We start from the raw sequence: 18,241 nt of genomic DNA on the forward strand, positions 1-18,241 counted from the left end.
CGCTGACCTCAGCCCTTGACCAGGGCACGCTCGATGATCGGCCCGAGGTCGAGGCCGGCCGGCAGGGTGCCGAACGCACCACCCCATTGGCCGCCGAGCCGCGTCGCCAGGAACGCCTCGGCGACGGCCGGGTGGCCGTGGCGGACCAGCAACCCGCCCTGCAACGCCAGGCAGATGTCCTCGGCGATCTTGCGCGCCTGGTACTGGGCGGCGACCACGTCGGCGCCCAGGTCCGCCAGCCGGGCTTTCAACGCGTCGACGTGGGCGTCGAGGCGGTGATCCTGGCCGGCGGTCTCGGCGAGCTCATCGAAGAGCACGGCCACCGATTGGGGCTGGGTGGCCAGGGCGCGCAGGGTGTCCAGGGCGCTGACGTTGCCCGAACCTTCCCAGATGCCCATCAACGGTGCCTCCCGGTAGAGCCGCGGCATCAGGGAGTCCTCGATGTAGCCGTTGCCGCCCAGGCATTCCATCGCCTCGGCGGCGTGCGGGGTGGCGCGCTTGCATACCCAATACTTGGTGGCTGCCAGCCCGATCCGGCGCAGCAGGCCCTCCCGTTCATCTCCGCGGACCGCCTTGTCGGTGGCGCCGGCCATCCGCATCGACACCATGGTGGCGGCCTCGGCCTCCACCGCCAGGTCGGCCAGCACGTTACGCATCAGTGGCTGGTCGATCAGGTAAGCGCCGAACGCCTTGCGGTGCTGGGCGTGGTAGCTGGCGCGAGCCAGTCCCATCCGCATGCTGGTGGCACTGCCCAGCGCGCAGTCCAGGCGGGTGAGGTTGACCATCTCGATGATGACCGAGACCCCGCGGCCCTCCTCCCCCACCAGCCAGGCGGTCGCGCCCTCGTACTCGATCTCACTGGAGGCGTTGGCGTGGTTGCCGAGCTTGTCCTTGAGCCGCTGCAGCCGCATCCGGTTGCGGGTGCCGTCAGGCAGGATCCGGGGCAGGAAGAAACAGCTCAGTCCGCCGGGAGCCTGCGCCAGCACCAGGAACACGTCGCACATCGGCGCGGAGGTGAACCATTTGTGCCCGGTCAGGGTGTAGCTGCCATCAGCGTTCGGCACCGCCTGGGTGGTACCGGCGCGCACATCGGAGCCGCCCTGCTTTTCGGTCATCGACATCCCGGCGGTGATGCCGGCCTTGGTGGCCGGCACCTTCAACTCGGGGTCGTAGACCCGGCTGGTCAGCAGGGGCTCGTAGGTCTTGGCGAGTTCGGCGTTGTGGCGCAGCGCGGGCACGATCGCGTAGGTCATCGAGATCGGACAGACGTGGCCCGGCTCGGCGGTCCACACCCCGGTCTGCGCGGCGCGGACGACATGTGCGCCGGGTCGCGGGTCGGCCCATGGGGCCGCGTGCAGGCCGTGGGCAATCGCGGTGCGCATCAGCTCGTGGTAGGCCGGGTCGTATTCCACTTCGTCGATCCGGTTACCGACGACGTCGTGGGTGTGCAGCACCGGCCGGTGGCGGTCGGCCAGCGCGCCCCAGCGTTGCACCTGCTTGGATCCGGAAGTCGCACCGAGGTCGGTGACTTCGTCGACGCCCCATTGGCCGCCCTCGCGGATCAGCGACTCGATGAGGACCGGGGACGACGCCGGGTTATAGCCTTCCAACGGAAGGACCTGGTTGGTGACGATGTGCGTATCGGCCATAGCCGAATATTACAGTTTTTGCACGCATGCACAATGGGTGTAATAAAATTGATGTCGGCAAACAAAAAACGGCGGTCACAGCCTGGGGTCGGGAGGTTCCAAGCTGTGACCGCCGTCGTTTTGGGGCGCCGGACTAGGTGCTGCGCACTCCCCCCACACCATGCTGGTGTCGCTCAGGCATTTGGACCCCCTCCAGTCCTGAGACGTGTGCGCAGCTGCCGCGGTCACGGCGCCTAGGAAAGTTGTAGCACACAACCGACCCAATGTCGCCCATTGCGTGACAAATCAGTCATTTCGGATGTTTTTTCGGCCGGTCGGCACCCCGGGCGCCGGTCAACTCAGCCGCTCACGCAGGAACGCTATGTCGGCCCTGCGACCCTCCTCTGCGGTCTCGCAGATCACCGGGGCACCGGCGGCCTCGACCACGGCGACCAACAGGTCGGGGTCGATCTGGCCGTCACCGAAGTTGGCGTGCCGGTCCCGTCCGGAGCCGGGCGCGTCCTTGGAGTCGTTGCAGTGCACCAGATCGATGCGGCCGGTGATCGCCTTGATGCGCTCCACAGCGTCGGGCAGCGATTCCCCGGCCGCCCAGGTGTGGCAGGTGTCCAGGCAGAACCCGACGCCGGTGTCACCGATGTGGTCCCACAGTTTGGCGATGGTGTCGAAGTGGCGGGCCATCGCATAGTCGCCGCCCGCGGTGTTCTCCAGGTACACCGGGACGGTGCTCTCCAGACGGTCCAGCGCCTTGCGCCACCGCGCGAACCCGGCCTGCGGATCGTCGTCGTCGGCCGTCACGTGGCCACCGTGCACGATCACCGCGGCCGCGCCGATATCAGCGGCCGCCTCGCAGGTCTGCTGCAAGATGGTGCGCGACGGGATGCGCACCCGGTTGTTCGGCGAGGCGACGTTGATCAGATACGGCGCATGCACATAGATCGGCAGCGCCGCCGCGCGAAGTTGCGCCGCGTCCTCGCGCGGTTTGGGTGGCTTCCAACTCTGCGGGTTACCGAGGAAGATCTGCACCACATCGGCGCCCTCGGCTTCCGCGGCCGCCAGCGGATTCTGCGGGCGCACATGGGATCCGATCAACACGGCGGCCAGCCTACCGGCGCCGCGACCGGACACCTCAGCCCAGTTCTGTCGGCCAGGTGTGCACCGGCTGGTTGGTGTGCATGTGTGTGCAGTAGCGGCTCAGCATCTCCGCCAATGCGTCCTGCCGGCTCAAGCCCTGGGCCTGGAGCGCGCGGACCGTCGACACCTGCCAGGTGGCGCCGTTGCGTCCGGTTGCCACCCGGTCGGCGATGATGCCGAGGAACCGGTCGATCACCTCGGCGGCCACGCCCCACTCCTCGAGCCCGTGGCGGGCGAGCGGCAACAACTCACGCCGGGTCAGTTCCGCCACGCTCACCTCGCCCAGCTCCGGCCAGAACAGCCGGGCATCCATACCCAGGCGCGCGGCGCGGCGAAAGTTGTCGTGTGCCACCGCAAAACTCATCTGGGTCCACAGCGGGCGCTGGTCGAGGGCCAGGCTGCGCAGCAGCCCGTAGTAGAACACCGCATTGGCCACCATGTCGGCGACCGTGGGACCCGAGGGCAGGACCCGGTTCTCCACCCGCAGGTGCGGTCTTCCGTCGACCACGTCGTAAACCGGGCGATTCCAGCGGTACACCGTACCGTTGTGCAGCCGCAGCTCGGCCAGTTGCGGGGTGCGTCCCCGGGCCAGCTCGTCGGCCGGGTCCTCCTCGGAGACTTCGGGAAGCAGCGACGGGAAGTAACGCACGTTCTCCTCGAACAGGTCGAAGATCGAGGTGATCCACCGCTCGCCGAACCACACCCGGGGCCGCACCCCCTGGTTCTTCAGTTCGTCGGGTCGGGTGTCGGTGGACTGCGCGAACAACTCCACCCGGGTCTCCGCCCACAGGCGGTGACCGAAGAAGTAGGGCGAGTTGGCGCCGATCGCCAGTTGCGGGCCGGCCAGTACCTGGGCGGCGTTCCAGTAGTTGGCGAAGTCGGCCGGCGAGACCTGCAGGTGCAACTGCATGCTGGTGCAAGCCGATTCCGGTGCGATGTTCTCCGCGTGCAGATTCAGCGGCTCGGGGCCGTCGATGTCGATGTCGATGTCTTCGCCTCGCGCCGCGAAGATCGAGTCATTGAGCGCCGCGTACCGCGCCGAATCACTCATCCAGTCACCGGCCAGATGTTCGGGCATCAGGGTGGGCAGGATGCCAATCATGACGATGCCCGCATCATTCGTGCGGGCTTTGGCCTGCGCGTCATTGAGGCTGGCACGCACCTCGGCTTCCAGTTCCAGGGCTGCGCGCGCGGTGAACTGACGAGGCGGCACGTTGAATTCGATGTTGTAGGAGCCCAGTTCCCGTTGGAACGCCGGATCGTCGATCGAGGACAACACGCCGGCGTTCGACATGGCCGGGTGATAGTCGTCGCCGATCAGGTTGCCCTCGATCTCCATACCGGTCAGCGGCGGCTCACACTCGAAGCTGGCCTGCGCCAGCATCGTCTCGAAGACGTCCAGGCACTGCTGAATCTTGCGCCGGTATTGGCGACGCTGGGTGCGCGAGTAGGCGGTGCGGTTGACTTCGTCCCCCATCTCAACGATGCAACCCGGTCTGGCGTCGGGCCGCAACCTGAGCAGGCCCACCTCCCCCTGTGCAAAGCTCCTCACCCGCGCCGCGACAAAACGCGAAAGCCCCCATTTCGAGTTCGAAATGGGGGCTTTCGGGACTGCTCGCGCAGAACGGATTTAGCGGTAGTCGCTGTACCCGTAGTCGTCCAGCGGCACCGCGGCACCGGTGGCGGCGCCGAAGTCCGGGCTGTAGTACTGATCCTCGTAGGACGGGATCGTGTACGCAGCGGCCCGGGCCTCCTCGGTGGGCTGCACGGCGATGTTGCGGTACCGGTTGATGCCGGTGCCGGCCGGGATCAGCTTGCCGATGATCACGTTCTCCTTCAGACCCTGCAGCTTGTCGCTGCGGCAGTTGATCGCCGCATCGGTCAGCACGCGCGTGGTCTCCTGGAAGGACGCCGCCGACAGCCACGAGTCGGTGGCCAGCGACGCCTTGGTGATACCCATCAGCACCGGACGTCCGGCCGCGGGCTCGAGGCCCTCAGCCACCACCCGACGGTTCGCGGTCTCGAACTCGGCCCGCTCGGTCAGCGAACCGGGCAGGAACTCCGTGGCGCCCGAGTCGATGATGGTCACCCGGCGCAGCATCTGCCGGACGATCACCTCGATGTGCTTGTCATGGATCGACACACCCTGGGCCCGGTAGACCTGCTGAACCTCGTTGACCAGGTGGATCTGCACCTCGCGCGGGCCCTGCACACGCAGCACCTCGTGCGGGTCGGCCGAGCCCTCCATGAGCTGCTGGCCGACCTCGACGTGGTCGCCGTCAGCCAGCAACCGCTCCGAGCCGTCCTCGTGCTTGAACACGCGCAGCCGCTGGCGCTTGGGCAGCTTGTCGTAGACCACTTCCTCGCCACCGTCATCCGGCACGATCGTGATCTTGTAGAACTTCTCGCCCTCTTCCAGCTGCACCCGTCCGGCGACGTCGGCGATCGGCGCCTTGCCGCGCGGAATCCGGGCCTCGAACAGCTCCTGCACACGCGGTAGACCACCGGTGATGTCGTCACCGACGCCACCCTGGTGGAAGGTACGCATGGTCAGCTGAGTACCGGGCTCACCGATGGACTGGGCCGCGACGATGCCGACCGCCTCACCGATGTCGACCAGCTTGCCGGTGGCCATCGAGCGGCCGTAGCAGGTGGCACACACGCCGGTTCCGGTGGCGCAGGTCAACACCGAGCGCACCTTGACCTGCGCGATGCCGGCAGCCAGCAGCGCCTCGATCGACGGGTCGCCGAGGTCGTGGCCGCGCTCGATGACGACCTTGCCCTTCTCGTCGGCCGCGTCGACGGCCAACGTGCGGGCGTAGGCCGACGTCTCGATGAACGGGTTGCGGATCAGCGATCCGTCCGCGGCCACCTCGGCCAGCTCCACCATGATGCCGCGCTCGGTGCCGCAGTCGTGCTCGCGCACGATCACGTCCTGGGACACGTCGACCAGACGACGCGTCAGGTAACCCGAGTCAGCGGTACGCAGGGCGGTGTCCGCCAAGCCCTTTCGGGCGCCGTGGGTGTTGATGAAGTACTCCAACACCGTCAGGCCCTCACGGAAGGAGGACTTGATCGGGCGCGGGATGAACTCACCCTTCGGGTTGGTCACCAGACCCTTCATGCCGGCCAGCGTCCGGGTCTGGGTGAAGTTACCCGTAGCACCGGAGTCGACGATGGTGATGATCGGGTTGTCGGCCGGGTAGTGGTCACGCAGCGCCTGACCCACTTCCTCGGTGGCTTCCTTCCAGATCTCCACCAGCGCCTCGTTGCGCTCTTCGCGGTTGAGAGCGCCACGCTGGAACTGCTTCTCCAGCTTGTCGGCACGCTCCTCGTAGGAGTCGAGGATCTCCTTCTTGCGCGGCGGCACCAGCACGTCGGCCATCGAAACCGTGACACCCGAACGGGTGGCCCAGTGGAAGCCGGCGTCCTTGAGCTTGTCGACGGTCTGGGCGACCACAATCATCGGGTAGCGCTCAGCCAGGTCGTTGATGATGACGGCCTGAACCTTCTTGTGCATCTGCTTGTTCACGAACGGGTAGCCGGTCGGCAGCAGCTCGTTGAACAACACCCGGCCCAGCGTGGTCTCGGCGATCCAGGCACCGCCCGGGCGCCAGCCGTTGACCCCGAACAGCTCGGTCTCCACCTCGGCCGGCGGCCGCAGCTGGTCCAGACGCACCTTGATCCTGGCCCGCACGCTCAACGCACCACGGTCGACGGCCATGATCGCCTCGGCCGGCGAGGCGTACACGCCGGTCTCCGGGCGGTCCTTGGCTGCCGGGGTGTATTCGCCTGTCTCACCTTCGATCTCGGTGGTCAGGTAGTACAGCCCGGTGACCATGTCCAGACGCGGCATGGCCAGCGGCCGACCCGAGGCCGGCGACAGGATGTTGTTCGACGACAGCATCAGGATGCGGGCCTCGGCCTGCGCCTCGGCGCTCAGCGGCAGGTGCACCGCCATCTGGTCACCGTCGAAGTCGGCGTTGAAGGCCTCACACACCAGCGGGTGCAGCTGAATGGCCTTGCCTTCCACCAGCTGCGGCTCGAAGGCCTGAATGCCCAGGCGGTGCAGCGTGGGTGCACGGTTGAGCAGCACCGGGTGCTCGGCGATGACCTCTTCGAGGACGTCCCACACCTGAGGACGCTGACGCTCCACCATCCGCTTGGCGCTCTTGATGTTCTGCGCGTGGTTGAGGTCAACCAGTCGCTTCATCACGAACGGCTTGAACAGCTCCAGGGCCATCAGCTTGGGCAGACCGCACTGGTGCAGCTTGAGCTGCGGGCCGACCACGATGACCGAACGGCCGGAGTAGTCGACACGCTTGCCGAGCAGGTTCTGACGGAACCGGCCCTGCTTGCCCTTGAGCAGGTCGGAGAGCGACTTCAGCGGACGGTTGCCCGGTCCGGTGACCGGCCGGCCACGACGTCCGTTGTCGAACAGCGCGTCGACGGACTCCTGCAGCATCCGCTTCTCGTTGTTGACGATGATCTCGGGGGCGCCGAGGTCGATCAGTCGCTTGAGGCGGTTGTTGCGGTTGATGACCCGGCGGTACAGGTCGTTGAGGTCGGAGGTCGCGAAGCGGCCACCGTCGAGCTGCACCATCGGACGCAGCTCCGGCGGGATCACCGGCACCGCGTCCAGAACCATGCCCATCGGGGAGTTACCCGACTGCTGGAATGCGGCGACCACCTTGAGGCGCTTGAGGGCACGAAGCTTCTTCTGCCCCTTGCCGTTCTTGATGATGTCGCGCAGCAGCTCGGCCTCGGCGTCGATGTCGAAGGTCTCGATGAGCTTCTGGATCGACTCGGCACCCATGGCACCGGTGAAGTACTCGCCGTAGCGGTCCACCAGCTCGCGGTAGACGGTCTCGTCGACGATCAGCTGCTTGGGAGCCAGCTTGACGAAGGTGTCCCAGATGTTGTCGAGGCGGTCCAATTCACGCTGAGCACGGTCGCGCAGCTGACGCATCTCGCGCTCGCCGCCGTCGCGAACCTTGCGGCGCACATCGGCTTTCGCGCCCTCGGCCTCCAGCTCGGCCAGGTCGGTCTCGAGCTTCTGGGCGCGGGCCTCCAGGTCGGCGTCGCGCTGGTCCTCGACGGCCTTCTTCTCGACGACCATCTCGGCTTCCAGCGTGGACAGCTCGTTGTGGCGCATCTCGGTGTCGACGCTGGTGATCACGTAGGCCGCGAAGTAGATGATCTTTTCGAGATCCTTGGGCGCCAGGTCCAGCAGGTAACCCAAGCGAGACGGCACGCCCTTGAAGTACCAGATGTGGGTGACCGGGGCGGCCAGTTCGATGTGGCCCATCCGCTCACGACGCACCTTGGCGCGAGTCACCTCGACGCCACAGCGCTCACAGATGATGCCCTTGAAGCGCACCCGCTTGTACTTGCCGCAGTAGCACTCCCAGTCGCGAGTCGGTCCGAAGATCTTCTCGCAGAACAGGCCGTCCTTCTCGGGCTTGAGCGTGCGGTAGTTGATCGTTTCCGGCTTCTTGACCTCACCGTAGGACCATTGCCGGATGTCCTCCGCGGTCGCCAGGCCGATGCGGAGCTCATCGAAGAAGTTGACGTCGAGCACGTAACTCCCTTTCCCCTTGCGGGTTTAGTAGCGAGTAATTAAGCGAGGTCCTCAACAGAGGCGGATTCGTTGCGGGACAGGTTGATTCCCAGGTTCGCGGCTGCCCGCTCCAGGTCCTCGTCCTCGCCTTCGCGCAATTCGATCGCCGCACCGTCCTTCGCCAGCACCTCAACGTTGAGGCACAGCGACTGCAGCTCTTTGAGCAGCACCTTGAAGGACTCCGGGATACCCGGTTCGGGGATGTTCTCGCCCTTGACGATCGCCTCGTAGACCTTGACACGACCGACCGTGTCGTCGGACTTGATCGTCAGCAACTCCTGCAGCGTGTACGCCGCACCGTAGGCCTGCATGGCCCAGCACTCCATCTCACCGAACCGCTGGCCACCGAACTGCGCCTTACCGCCCAGCGGCTGCTGGGTGATCATCGAGTACGGGCCGGTGGAACGCGCGTGGATCTTGTCGTCCACCAGGTGGTGCAGCTTCATGATGTACATGTAGCCGACGGTCACCGGGTACGGGAACGGCTCACCGGAGCGACCGTCGAACAGCATCGCCTTGCCGTCACCGTTGACCATGACCTCGCCGTCGCGGTTGGTCAGCGTCGAGGACAGCAGACCCTGCAGCTCGGCCTCCCGCGCACCGTCGAACACCGGCGTCGCGGTGCGGGTGTCGGGCCCGGCGGCGTACAGCTCCTCGGGGAGCTTGTCCGCCCAGTCCGGCACACCGGCCGCCACGTCGATGTTCCAACCGGTCTTGGCGATCCAGCCCAGGTGGGTCTCCAGGATCTGACCGATGTTCATCCGTCGCGGCACACCGTGGGTGTTCAAGATGATGTCGACCGGGGTGCCGTCCGGCAGGAACGGCATGTCCTCGGCCGGCAGGATCTTGCCGATGACGCCCTTGTTGCCGTGGCGACCGGCCAGCTTGTCACCGTCGGAGATCTTGCGCTTCTGCGCGACGTAGACGCGCACCAGCTCGTTGACCCCGGCGGGCAGCTCGTCGTCGTCCTCGCGGGAGAACACCCGGATGCCGATGACCTTGCCGGACTCGCCGTGCGGCACCTTCAGGGAGGTGTCGCGGACTTCCCGGGCCTTCTCGCCGAAGATCGCGCGCAGCAGCCGCTCCTCGGGCGTCAGCTCGGTCTCACCCTTGGGGGTGACCTTGCCGACCAGGATGTCGCCGTCGCGGACCTCGGCGCCGATGCGGACGATGCCGCGCTCGTCGAGGTCGGCCAGCACCTCGTCGGAGACGTTCGGGATGTCCCGGGTGATCTCCTCGGCGCCCAGCTTGGTGTCACGGGCGTCGATCTCGTGCTCCTCGATGTGGATCGAGGTCAGCGTGTCCTCTTCGACCAGCCTGTTGGACAGGATGATCGCGTCCTCGTAGTTGTGCCCTTCCCACGGCATGATCGCCACGAGCAGGTTCTTGCCCAGGGCCATCTCACCGTTGTCGGTGCACGGGCCGTCCGCGATCACCTGGCCGGTCTCGACACGCTGGCCGGCGTCGACGATCGGACGCTGGTTGGCGCAGGTGCCGTGGTTGGACCGGTTGAACTTGCGCATCCGGTAGGTCTGCCGGGTGCCGTCATCGGCCATAACCGTGACGTAGTCGGCGGACACCTCCTCGATGACACCGGTCTTGTCGGCGACGATCACGTCGCCGGCGTCGATCGCGGCGCGCAGTTCCATGCCGGTACCCACCAGCGGTGCCTCGCTGCGCACCAGCGGAACCGCCTGACGCTGCATGTTGGCACCCATCAGGGCGCGGTTGGCGTCGTCGTGCTCGAGGAACGGGATCATGGCCGTGGCCACCGACACCATCTGGCGCGGCGAGACGTCCATGTAGTCGACCTCGGCGGAGGAGACGTACTCGACTTCGCCACCCTTACGGCGGACCAGAACGCGGTCCTCGCTGAAGCGGCCGTCGTCCTCCAGCGGCGAGTTGGCCTGCGCCACAACGTGGCGGTCCTCCTCGTCGGCGGTCAGGTACTCGATGTCATCGCTGACCACACCGTCGTTGACCTTGCGGTAGGGGGTCTCGATGAAGCCGAACGGGTTGACCCGTGCGTACACCGACAGCGATCCGATCAGACCGATGTTGGGGCCTTCCGGGGTCTCGATCGGACACATCCGGCCGTAGTGGGACGGGTGCACGTCACGAACTTCCAGGCCGGCCCGCTCACGCGACAGACCGCCCGGCCCCAGCGCCGACAGCCGGCGCTTGTGGGTCAGACCCGACAGCGGGTTGTTCTGGTCCATGAACTGGGAGAGCTGGCTGGTGCCGAAGAACTCCTTGATCGCGGCGACCACCGGGCGGATGTTGATCAGGGTCTGCGGCGTGATGGCCTCGACGTCCTGAGTGGTCATCCGCTCACGGACCACGCGCTCCATCCGGGACAGACCGACCCGGATCTGGTTCTGGATCAGCTCACCCACGGTGCGCAGACGGCGGTTTCCGAAGTGGTCGATGTCGTCGACCTCGACGGGAACCTCGACACCACCAGGCACCGTCATGGTGGCCGATACGCCATCCTGAGCGGCCTGGTGCAGACGCACCAGGTACTCGATGGTGGCCACGATGTCCTCTTCGGTCAGCGTGGTCGGCTGCGACTCGCCCGGGTTGGCGGTCAGGCCCAGCTTCTTGTTGATCTTGTAGCGACCCACCCGCGCCAGGTCGTAGCGCTTCTCCTTGAAGAACAGGTTCTCCAGCAGCGTCTGCGCGGACTCCTTGGTGGGGGGCTCGCCCGGACGCAGCTTGCGGTAGATGTCCAGCAGCGCCTCGTCGGAGTTGGCGGCGTTGTCCTTCTCCAGCGTCGACATCATGATCTCGGAGAAGCCGAAGCGCTCGCGGATCTGCTCGGAGGTCCAGCCCAGCGCCTTGAGCAGCACGGTGACCGGCTGCCGGCGCTTGCGGTCGATACGAACGCCCACCAGGTCGCGCTTGTCGACGTCGAACTCCAGCCAGGCGCCGCGGCCCGGGATCACCTTCACCGAGTGCAGCGTCTTCTCGGTCGACTTGTCGATGTTGGCGTCGAAGTACACGCCAGGAGAACGCACCAGCTGGGAGACCACCACCCGCTCGGTGCCGTTGATGATGAAGGTGCCCTTCTCCGTCATCATCGGGAAGTCACCCATGAACACCGTCTGGCTCTTGATCTCGCCGGTGTTGTTGTTGATGAACTCCGCGGTGACGAACAGCGGGGCCGCGTACGTCATGTCCTTGTCGCGGCACTCCTCGACCGGGGCCTTGACCTCGTCGAACCGCGGGTCGGAGAACGACAGCGACATCGAGCCGGAGAAGTCCTCAATCGGGGACAGCTCTTCGAGAACCTCTTCGAGGCCACCCTTGGGCGCAGCACCGGTCTGCGCGGCCATCTTCTCGCGCCACTCCGACGCCCCGATCAGCCACTGGAACGAGTCGGTCTGCACATCGAGCAGACCCGGAACCTCGAGGGGTTCACGCAGCTTGGCGAAGGAGACCCGGTTCGGGGCTCCGGGCACAGAACTATTGGGAGAATTCTGGGTGGTAGTACCTGAAGCGTTCTTTTTGCTCTGGCGGGAGACTGCCAAGATGCATCCTTCCAGCACCTAATGCGGCCAGCGGATTCCGGCTCTCACCGGACCCGTTCGCTGCGAATATTCGACCGTTGGTTCGGCTGGCGAACGCTCTGTCCGGTCTCACGCACAGCCAAACCACGAGGTGACAAGCCAAAACGAGCCAATAACGTGACTCAGGCTGGTACTGCGGTGTTCGGGTGCGGGTAAGGGATGGGCAGAAGGAAGCCAGCGCAACGTCCAACAATAGCGCAGGCTGACGCAATCCTCAACTGCGATGCCCCGGGGCCCTATCGGTGCTGGCTGACCTTCCGCCGGGCTCTCCGCACGTGTGCTGGTGACCAGATTGGACCGTTTAGGTCCGTCCGTCAAGAGCTGACACGGGGTGAGCCTGCGCGGATTCAGCCAGGCGGGGTCGGGATCGACGCGGTGGGAGCCTCTTCGTCTGCCGGGAAGTCGTGCACGGCGTACTTGTGGGTGCCCTCCAGCTCGTCCCGGATGGCCGCCTGGGCGTTGGGGGGCAGGGTGTGCAGGATCTCGCGCACCCGAGCCCGGCGTCGGGCCACACCCTGGCGCTCCGGCAAGCCAGGGGTCGCGCTCAGCTGAGGCGGCACGCCCTCGATCTCTTCCACGCCGCCGTCGCTCTGCCCGGCGGCGATCATGGCCTCCTCGGCCGCCGCGGTCGCCTGGTCCTTCTCCTCGGACATGCCGATCGGGCCGATCCGTCGGCCGTTGAGGAACTGGCGCACCACCGGCTCGTCGGACGTCAGCAGCACCTCGCGGGGCCCGAACATCACCAGCTCCTTGCGGAACAGCATCCCGATGTTGTCCGGCACGGTCCGGGCGATGTTGATGTTGTGGGTAACGATGAGGATGGTCGCGTCGATCTGGGCGTTGATGTCGATCAGCAGCTGGCTCAGGTAGGCCGTGCGAACCGGGTCCAGGCCGGAGTCCGGCTCGTCACAGAGGATGATCTTCGGGTCCAGCACCAGGGCGCGGGCCAGGCCGGCACGCTTGCGCATACCGCCGGAGATCTCACCCGGGAACTTGTAGCCGTCGTTGGGCATACCGACCATCTCGAGCTTCTCCATGACGATGTCACGGATTTCCTTCTCGGACTTCTTGGTGTGCTCGCGCAGCGGGAAGGCGGTGTTGTCGTAGATGTTCATCGAGCCGAACAGGGCGCCGTCCTGGAACAGCACGCCGAACAGGGTGCGGATCTCGTAGAGCTCCTTGGCCGAACACTGCAGGATGTCGGTGCCGTCGATGACGATCGAACCGCGCTCGGGGCGCAAGAGGCCGATCAGCGACTTCAAGAACACGGACTTGCCGGTACCGGAGGGACCGAGCAGAACGCTGACCTCTCCCTCGGGAATTGTCATGGAGACGTCTTCCCAGATCCGGGCCGATCCGAAGGACTTGGTAAGCCCCTGTACCTCGATGGCGACACCCATTAGTTGAGGTCCTTCCGCAACGTCTATTCGTGCCACGACTGGCTTGTGGCTTGGGCCACTGTAGCGCACGGGTGCGACTGTTATCGGCGGTCCGTCTCAGTCAGTGGTGTCCAGTTGCCGCAGAAGCCCATCGCGACCCGTTGCGGCAGCTGCACGGCAGCCAACGACTCACAGGTCGCGGCGTCGAGGAACCGGGAGTTCCAGGAGTAGGACAACCCGCCCGGCGGCCGGCTGCCGCGATTGACCGTCGCGGTGCTCGGAGTGGGCATCCACGCCTGCCGACCTGGCCGCACAGCACCATCCCGCAGACAGCAGAAGCCCCCGGAACCTCGCGGGTTCCGGGGGCTTCCCCTTGTTCCGGGAACTACTTGACGGTGACGGTGGCGCCAGCCGCCTCGAGCTTGGCCTTGGCGTCCTCGGCAGCCTCCTTGGCGACCTTCTCCAGCAGCGGCTTGGGCGCGCTGTCGACCAGGTCCTTGGCTTCCTTGAGGCCCAGGCCGGAGACGACCTCGCGGACCACCTTGATCACGCCGATCTTCTTCTCGCCAGCCGACTCGAGGATGACGTCGAACTCGCTCTGCTCCTCGCCGGCCTCAGCGGCAGCGGGGGCAGCGCCAGCGGCGGCCACGGCGACCGGGGCCGCAGCGGTGACGTCGAAGGTCTCCTCGAACTGCTTCACGAACTCCGACAGCTCCAGCAGAGTCATCTCTTTGAAGACGTCGAGCAGCTCTTCGGTGGAAATTTTGGCCATGATTTCGGTCCTTTCTGATTCCGGTTAGGGAAGTTGGGTTGGGGTTGTGCCTAGTTATTCGGCGGCTTCGGCCGGAGCCTCGGCGGTCTCCGCCGCGGCTTCGGTCTCGGCAGGCGCCTCGGCGGGCGCCTCGGCAGCAGGTGCTGCAGGGGCGGCTTCCGTGGCAGGCTTCTTCTCCTGCAGTGCGGCTGCCAGGCGGGCCATCTGCGACGCCGGGGCGGCGAACAGTCCGGCGGCCTTGGACAGGTTGGCCTTCATGGCACCAGCCATCTTGGCCAGCAGCACCTCGCGCGACTCCAGGTCGGCGATGCGCTCCACCTCAGCGACGGTCAGCGCGCGACCGTCCATGTAGCCGCCCTTGATGACCAGCGCCTTGTGGTCCTTGGCGAACTTCTTGATGGCCTTGGCGGCGTCGACCGGCTCGCCCTGAACGAACGCGATGGCCGTCGGGCCCGCGAACAGCTCGTCGAGCCCTTCGACTCCGGCCTCGGCCGCGGCCAGTTTGACCAGGGTGTTCTTCGCCACCGCGTAGGTTGCCGCACCACTGAGCGAACGCCGCAGCTCCGCCAGGTTCGCAACCGTCAGACCGCGGTACTCGGTGATCACGGTGGCAGTCGAGCCGTTGAACTGCTCGACGATCTCCGCGACGGCGGCGGTCTTGTCAGCCCGCGCCATGCATACCTCCTCGGTGTCGCTGTTGTTGTCTCAAGTTTTGCTCCACCCGGGAAATAACGAACGCCCCGACGCAGGATGCGGTCGGGGCGTCACAATGTGTGCCGGCGGTGCCGGTGCCTCGTCCTCCTGCGTGGGCCGCCGGGATGTTCCCGGACCTTCAACCGATTGCTCGGTGACCGACGGTCTTTGGTGGATCGCCACACACCATAACGTGACGAGGGCCGATCAGCCAAAACGGCGTCCACCGGCCCGGCGGCCGTTAAGCGATCACCACGCCGACCACGAGCGACACGAAGATCACCGCCAGCATCGCGACGCGCAACCAGTGCAGTCGATCCCAACGCGCGGCCAGCACACGCGACACGTCGTCGGCGCTGCGCCACGCTGCGATCTTGTTGTTGATCGGCACCAGCACCAGCACGGACAGTCCCACGACGACCACCATCAGGCCGGCGCCCACACCGATGAGCCAACGCTGCGGGCCTGCGACGACGGCGACCCCCACCAGCAGTGCGAATGAGGCCAGATACCAGAACGGCATCACCTTCCCCAGTAGCCCGGCGCCGCCCCCGCGGGCGGCCCAGAAGGCTTCGTCGGGCAGGCACCCGAGGATTGGACGAAGAAACGCCGCCACCGCGAACTCCGAACCCAGCAGGCTCCCGACCGCCACCAGCGCAAGTATTTCCACGATCTGCTTCACGACAAGCCACTGTGAGGGTTATGCTGACAAAAAACAAGGTACTGACAAATTAGTCAGCATAAGGAGCGCTGGTGGCGGCATCGAAAACAATCGTCAGTGACTGCCCCATCGACGCCGCACTGTCGGTCATCAACGGCCGTTGGAAGGGCACCATCCTCTGGCGCCTGGCCGACGGGCCGATGCGGACCGCGGAGCTACGTCGCAGCATCCCGGGCATCACCGAACGAATGCTCATCCGTCATCTGCACGAGCTCGTCGCCGACGGGATCATCGAACGCCACGACGCCGGTACCGTGCCGCCCTGTGTGCACTATTCGATCTCTGAGTACGGGAACACTCTGGCCCCGGTGCTGGCTCAGCTGTGCGAGTGGGGACGTACCCACCTTTCACGTTGACTCGGGGCCCCTAGTGGCCAACCAATCGCTTGCTAGGCTCCTGTGATGCGCGACACTATTCCCACCCTCGTCTGGGGCACCGGGAACGTCGGACGGCTGGCTATCCGCGCCGTCGACGCCCACCCCGCACTCGAACTCGCCCACGTCATCGTTCACGACCCAGCCAAGGTGGGCCGCGACGCGGGCGATCTCGGTGGACTCGACCGCACGCTCGGCGTCGCCGCCACCGACGACATCGAAGCCGCGCTCGCCGCGGGCCCCCGCGCCGTCGTCTACGCCGCCTCCGGCGACATCCGCCCCGACGACGCCCTCGCCGACATCTGCCGCGCGATCCGCGCCGGCGCTGTGGTCGTCACACCGTCCCTCTATGCGCTGTACGACCACCGGAGCGCCCCGCCCGAGGTACGCGAACCTGTAGAGAAGGCCATCGCCGACGGCGGCGGCTCGCTCTTCGTGTCCGGCATCGACCCCGGCTGGGGCAACGACATCCTGCCGCTGCTCGTCAGCGGGCTCGCCGCCCGTGTCGACGGGATCCGCTGCCAGGAGATCTTCGACTACACGACCTACGACCAGCCGGACTCCGTCCGCCACCTCGTCGGCATGGGGCACCCGCTCGACTACGAGCCGCCGATGCTGATGGCGACCGTCCCGTCGATGGTGTGGGGCGGGCAGGTCCGGCTGATCGCCCGCGCGCTGGGCATCAAACTCGACGGTGTCCGCGAGCACGTCGAACGCCGCGCCCTCGACGCCACCGTCACGACCGCCGCGATGGGCGACTTCGAGGCGGGAACCCAGGGCGCCGTGCGGTTCGAGGTCCAGGGCATCGTCGACGGCGAGGCCCGCATCGTCATCGAACACGTCACCCGTATTCATCCGTCCTGCGCGCCCGACTGGCCGCAGCCGCCGGACGGCGACGACGGCGCCCATCGCGTCATCATCGAAGGCAGCCCCCGGGTGGAAGTGACCGTCGAGGCCACCGAGAACGGCAACCGCTCCGAGGGCGGCAACGCCACCGCGGTCGGCCGCATCGTCGGCGCCCTCGACTGGCTCGTCGCCGCCGACCCCGGCTTGTACGACGCCCTCGACGTCCCGCTGCGCTGGATCCCCGGCCGAACCTTCGGAGGCACGAAGTGAACATCGACATCCCCGAGGGCCAGGACGCCATTGAGTACGTCTGGGGCTCCTTGGTCCCCGGGATCGGCCCGGCGGCAGCGAACTTCTCCCTGGCTGTCTACGCCCACTCGACACTGGGCCTGCGCGAGTTCGAGGCCGCGCGACTGCGCATCGCCCAGTTGAACGGCTGCCTGTTCTGCCAGGACTGGAGGACCGAACGCGACGGCGTCAAGGTGGAAGAAGAGTTCGCCGAAGCAGTCGAACAGTGGCGCACGACAGACCTCCTGGACGACCGAGCCCGTCTGGCCGCGGAGTACGCGGAACGGTACGTCCTGGACCATCACGGCTTGGACGACGAGTTCTGGACCCGCTTCCAGGCCCACTACGACCAGCGTGAGGCCGTGGAACTGACAATGTCCCTGGGCGCCTGGCTGGCCTTCGGCCGACTGAACAGGGTCTTCGGCCTGGACGCGATCTGCGCCCTCCCCAGCCACGCGACGACGCAGACCCCCTAAGCAGAGTCAACGCAAGGTGGCCAACACAGCCGCCCCCACCAGCCCGGCGTCGCCGCCGAGTTCGGCGGGCACCACCTGCAGGCCCACCAGGAAGTCCAACCCGGCACGCTCGGCCAGCGCGATCCGCAGCGGGTCGAACAACAGGGGACCGGAGCGGGCGACTCCCCCGCCGATCACCACCAGATCCAGGTCGCACACCGCTGCCACCGAGGTGATCATCACCGCCAGCGCGTCGGTGCCGCGCCGAAAAGCCCGCAGCGCCACGGGGTCACCGGCGTCGGCGGCCGCGGCGAGCGCTTTGGCATCGGCTGGGGATGCTTGCGGCGTCCATCCGTTGGCCAGCGCCCAGCGCACCATCGACGGACCGGAGGCGATGGTCTCGACGCAGCCGCGGCCACCGCAGCGGCACCGCTCTCCGTCGGGATCGACGACGACGTGCCCCACGTGGCCCGCGTTGCCGGTACGGCCGTGCAACGGCGCGCCGTCGACCACCAGACCACCGCCCACGCCGGTAGAGACCACCATGCCCAGCATGGATCGGGTGCCGCGCCCGGCGCCGTGCCGGTACTCGCCGAGCGCCATGCAGACGCCGTCGCCACCCAATCGGACCGGAACCCCGGGCACCGCGGCGGCCACCCGGTCACGCAGCGCGAACCCGCGCCAGCCCCCGATGTTGACCGGGCTGACGGTTCCGGCGTTGACGTCCTGTCTCTTATACACATC

14 protein-coding genes are annotated in these 18,241 nt (G+C 66.7%); 3 read left to right on the top strand and 11 right to left on the bottom strand.

Features of this window, described 5'->3' with window-relative positions:
• Nucleotides 1–8: 8 nt before the first annotated feature.
• The 10 genes from LI94_RS05370 to LI94_RS05415 form a co-directional block, all read right to left on the bottom strand.
• A complete protein-coding gene (locus LI94_RS05370) occupies nucleotides 9–1,649 on the bottom strand; it encodes an acyl-CoA dehydrogenase family protein (RefSeq protein ID WP_046300532.1) in 1,641 nt (546 codons plus the stop codon).
• A 333-nt stretch (nucleotides 1,650–1,982) separates the two neighbouring features.
• On the bottom strand, nucleotides 1,983–2,741 hold the full coding sequence (locus LI94_RS05375; RefSeq protein ID WP_046300541.1) for a deoxyribonuclease IV: 759 nt from the start codon (nucleotides 2,739–2,741) through the stop codon (nucleotides 1,983–1,985).
• A 34-nt stretch (nucleotides 2,742–2,775) separates the two neighbouring features.
• The gene (locus tag LI94_RS05380; protein WP_046300533.1) at nucleotides 2,776–4,257 is read right to left on the bottom strand and encodes a glutamate--cysteine ligase; all 1,482 of its coding nucleotides are present in this window, start codon (nucleotides 4,255–4,257) and stop codon (nucleotides 2,776–2,778) included.
• Nucleotides 4,258–4,410: 153 nt separating this feature from the next.
• Nucleotides 4,411–8,361 carry a DNA-directed RNA polymerase subunit beta' gene (locus LI94_RS05385; RefSeq protein ID WP_024440999.1) on the bottom strand — a complete coding sequence of 1,317 codons (3,951 nt, stop codon included), beginning with the start codon at nucleotides 8,359–8,361 and terminating at the stop codon, nucleotides 4,411–4,413.
• A gap of 38 nt (nucleotides 8,362–8,399) precedes the next feature.
• Nucleotides 8,400–11,930 carry a DNA-directed RNA polymerase subunit beta gene (locus LI94_RS05390; RefSeq protein ID WP_164517861.1) on the bottom strand — a complete coding sequence of 1,177 codons (3,531 nt, stop codon included), beginning with the start codon at nucleotides 11,928–11,930 and terminating at the stop codon, nucleotides 8,400–8,402.
• A gap of 386 nt (nucleotides 11,931–12,316) precedes the next feature.
• On the bottom strand, nucleotides 12,317–13,369 hold the full coding sequence (locus tag LI94_RS05395; RefSeq protein ID WP_024440997.1) for an ABC transporter ATP-binding protein: 1,053 nt from the start codon (nucleotides 13,367–13,369) through the stop codon (nucleotides 12,317–12,319).
• An 80-nt stretch (nucleotides 13,370–13,449) separates the two neighbouring features.
• A complete protein-coding gene (locus tag LI94_RS25035) occupies nucleotides 13,450–13,638 on the bottom strand; it encodes a carotenoid oxygenase family protein (protein ID WP_024440996.1) in 189 nt (62 codons plus the stop codon).
• Nucleotides 13,639–13,733: 95 nt separating this feature from the next.
• Nucleotides 13,734–14,120: a 50S ribosomal protein L7/L12 gene (gene rplL, locus LI94_RS05405; RefSeq protein WP_024440995.1), complete on the bottom strand. Its 387-nt coding sequence runs from the start codon at nucleotides 14,118–14,120 to the stop codon at nucleotides 13,734–13,736.
• A 54-nt stretch (nucleotides 14,121–14,174) separates the two neighbouring features.
• A complete protein-coding gene (gene rplJ, locus LI94_RS05410; RefSeq protein ID WP_046300534.1) occupies nucleotides 14,175–14,795 on the bottom strand; it encodes a 50S ribosomal protein L10 in 621 nt (206 codons plus the stop codon).
• Between the two features lie 259 nt (nucleotides 14,796–15,054).
• Nucleotides 15,055–15,495, bottom strand: coding sequence for a DUF1772 domain-containing protein (locus tag LI94_RS05415; protein ID WP_024440993.1), 441 nt, complete (start codon nucleotides 15,493–15,495; stop codon nucleotides 15,055–15,057).
• 71 nt (nucleotides 15,496–15,566) lie between these two features.
• On the opposite strand from LI94_RS05415, the gene LI94_RS05420 reads away from it, so the two are divergent.
• The 3 genes from LI94_RS05420 to LI94_RS05430 are packed head-to-tail and all read left to right on the top strand — an operon-like array spanning nucleotide 15,567 to nucleotide 17,518.
• A complete protein-coding gene (locus tag LI94_RS05420) occupies nucleotides 15,567–15,890 on the top strand; it encodes a helix-turn-helix domain-containing protein (RefSeq protein WP_046300535.1) in 324 nt (107 codons plus the stop codon).
• A gap of 45 nt (nucleotides 15,891–15,935) precedes the next feature.
• Complete coding sequence (locus LI94_RS05425) at nucleotides 15,936–17,024, top strand: dihydrodipicolinate reductase (protein ID WP_046300536.1); 1,089 nt, start codon at nucleotides 15,936–15,938, stop codon at nucleotides 17,022–17,024.
• A complete protein-coding gene (locus LI94_RS05430) occupies nucleotides 17,021–17,518 on the top strand; it encodes a carboxymuconolactone decarboxylase family protein (RefSeq protein WP_046300537.1) in 498 nt (165 codons plus the stop codon). The genes LI94_RS05425 and LI94_RS05430 overlap by 4 nt, the downstream gene beginning before the upstream one ends.
• Before the next feature lie 6 nt (nucleotides 17,519–17,524).
• On the opposite strand, the gene LI94_RS05435 is transcribed toward LI94_RS05430, so the two are convergent.
• Nucleotides 17,525–18,241 (bottom strand): ROK family protein (locus LI94_RS05435; RefSeq protein WP_046300542.1); only part of this gene is annotated, 717 nt, incomplete at its 5' end.

The sequence above is a fragment of the Mycobacterium sp. UM_Kg27 genome (assembly GCF_000972905.1).
Lineage (GTDB): Bacteria > Actinomycetota > Actinomycetes > Mycobacteriales > Mycobacteriaceae > Mycobacterium.